Source organism: Terriglobus sp. YAF25, assembly GCF_052113305.1.
Lineage (GTDB): Bacteria > Acidobacteriota > Terriglobia > Terriglobales > Acidobacteriaceae > Terriglobus.
This window is the reverse complement of the sequence record NZ_JBFRCY010000670.1, coordinates 1-2,572: the sequence shown is the minus strand read 5'-3', so window position 1 is coordinate 2,572 and position 2,572 is coordinate 1. Positions and strand designations below refer to the sequence as shown.

Annotated in this window: 3 protein-coding genes; 1 reads left to right on the top strand and 2 read right to left on the bottom strand. The window is 54.7% G+C overall.

The genetic code is table 11. From position 1 onward, the window contains the following. Positions 1 to 645 (top strand): LacI family DNA-binding transcriptional regulator (locus tag AB4043_RS22115; protein WP_442308111.1); only part of this gene is annotated, 645 nt, incomplete at its 5' end. 142 nt (positions 646 to 787) lie between these two features. Here AB4043_RS22115 and AB4043_RS22110 read toward each other — a convergent pair. Beyond that, positions 788 to 1,759 (bottom strand): glycosyltransferase family 2 protein, encoded by a 972-nt coding sequence (locus tag AB4043_RS22110; protein WP_442302618.1) that lies wholly within the window; start codon positions 1,757 to 1,759, stop codon positions 788 to 790. 616 nt (positions 1,760 to 2,375) lie between these two features. Continuing rightward, positions 2,376 to 2,572: hypothetical protein (locus tag AB4043_RS22105; protein WP_442308110.1), on the bottom strand; the 197-nt coding region annotated here is incomplete at its 5' end.

Here is a 2,572-nt window from a genome sequence, read left to right as displayed (position 1 = left end):
GCCTTCTCACTGCTGAAGAGCAGCGGCACTCCGACGGTATATCTGGATAATCCCCATGCAGGTCCGCACATCGGTACGGTTCGCGTGGACAAGCGCCACGGTATGTTCATTGCGGTACAGCATCTGCTGGAGCTCGGACATCGCCGGATCCTTCTGATCAAGAACTCGCAGCAGAGTCTTTCGGAGCCGCCGGAGCCGCCCATGCTCTCCCATATGGAGCGCCAGATCGGGTTCGAAGAGGCCCTACTGCGGTACAACCCGAAGGAAATGGACGTACACATCATCGACGAAGCCGGCGAACCTGCCGCCGCCGGTCTACGTGCCGTCCAGCGAGCGCTGGAGCGCTATCGGTTTACGGCTGTCGTAGCGATCAATGATCTTGTCGCCCTGGGAGCTTTCCGTGGATTGCAGGCCGCCGGTCTTTCGATTCCGGAGGATGTCTCTGTCGTTGGCTTCGACAACACCTATCTCTGCGATTTCCTGCATCCGCCGTTGACGACGGTAGCGACCCCACGCGGGGATCTGGCGCGCAGTGTCCTCTCCATGCTGAACGCCTATATCGATGGCGCCGAGCAGCCAAGCGAACCCATGCTCTCCGCCAGCATCGTTCTGCGAGAGTCGACAGCAAAGCCACCTGCAAACTAGGGTGTGCCATCCAACCCGATGACGCGCCCTAGCGTATTTTCCCTGTAGGTGAAGTGTAGGGCCTACGCATTGATGGGCGTTTTCCTCAATGAAAACGCCGCTGCACCCATACTCCGGGATACTGCGAGAGATGGAATGAGAGCTAGCGGGACCAGTATGAGCGGTTCATGGAGAGCCGCCGTTTCAAAGCTGAGCTTAGCGCGGCCTCTCGCTGGCCAAGCTTGTAGCTCAGCAGCTTCGTCGTGGTTCGGAGCAGACTGTATGGCAATAGGTAGGGCTTCACCCGGAGCAGCATCTTGATCTCAGAAAGAACGAATTTCTTACCTTCTCCTGTTGCCTGCCCGAAGTTTTTAAGAAGCCAGGATTCCCGGCTGTGGAAGACGCCAATGTCGAAGTATCGTTTGGCTTCTTCTCGCAAAGATAGGTCATGGGAATGGACCACTGTGGCGTCGGCGACGTAAACCTTTTTATAACCTGCAAGCAGCATGCGCGCTGCTACGTAGGCGTCTTCGCCAAAGATGATGTCCGAAGGGAAACCACCGACCTCCAATAGGGCTTCACGCCGATATGCCGCAAAACTGTTGGAGATGAAGAATGCCTTCATCCCGATGGTTTCGCGCGAATGCAGGGTTACGATCGACGTACTTTCGGGATAGTTGAAATACCGGGCATGCTTCTCAATCGGACCCGCTGCAGCGCGGGGTAACTGGCGGCCATAGGCACATCCCACAAGGGGGTCATTAAACGCCTCAACCAGCTTATTGATCGAATCCGGTGCTGTGAGAACAGCATCCTGCGTCATAAAAAGCAGAATCGGAAATTCGATCTTGCTGGCGGCCATCTGTCGAGTGTGGCCATGATCGAATTCACATCTCTGAATCGGGATGACCGTAAATCCCGCATTTCGAGCGAGTGATGCTGTGTTATCCGTGGAAGCTGAGTCAACAACAAAGATCTGAGAGGGATCGATGAACTGCGATCTTAAACCTCGTATCAAGTCTGGCCAGTCGGTCGCGGCATCCAGTGTGGGGATAATGACCGCAACGTCCTTGATCGTTGTATGCGTAGGGCCGGATTGAATCGATTCTCTGGTTACGGTGAGCGGAACAGGCATAACAGCAAACTCATCCCTGAGAGTAGCATGGTAGTTCAAACATCGGTTATTCTAAAAAGTCGCTTGGGGGGGGTGTTGTTCCCAGAATAACACCTTACCGCGAATCTCCAGGGTACCAGCGAATCCCCCGATCATTCCAACGTTCGACTGCTGGCCCGGTAGGTAAACAGGCGCTTTCCAAAGCTACGCTGCACCTGGAACCGAAGCTCCACGATATCCCAATCCGTGCAGCCGGTCGATGGCACCATACGCCAATGATCGATGGGGGAAGTATAAGTCGTAAACGTGGTCCGGAACTGGTTTGTGCAAGTTCGCTTGTGACAGGGAAGAACAGGTGAAAGGCACAGGAAACCCGAAGCTGTTTGGCAAGACCCGTGTGGCGGAGTAACTGCCAGAGTATTGCCGCATATTTGTCACCATGCTAGAGCATTTTCCCTGTAGGTGTAGTGTTCGGCTTCCGTATCTATGTACGTTTTCCGCAATGAAAACTCCTCTGCACACACTTTATGGGCTACCCAGCAGCAGGGAAAATGCTCTAAATCAGCGGCCCGGAAGCCAGGCGCCAGATGCGGCACGGGAGAGAATTTTCCCTATGTCGCATCTGGCGCGAAAGGCCTTACCGGATGACAGAGATAATGGCTGCTACCACCGCGAACTGGCTGGCAAAGCTGGAGTCGAAGATCGTGCGGAATTTATTGATCTTGAATGATTTTTCTGGAACAACAACGGTATCTCCGGGCGCCAGTCGTAGATTGGCGAAGGCGTGGCCCTGTTCGGCCGAGACGATGGAGCCGTTTGCACGAATGACAAAGG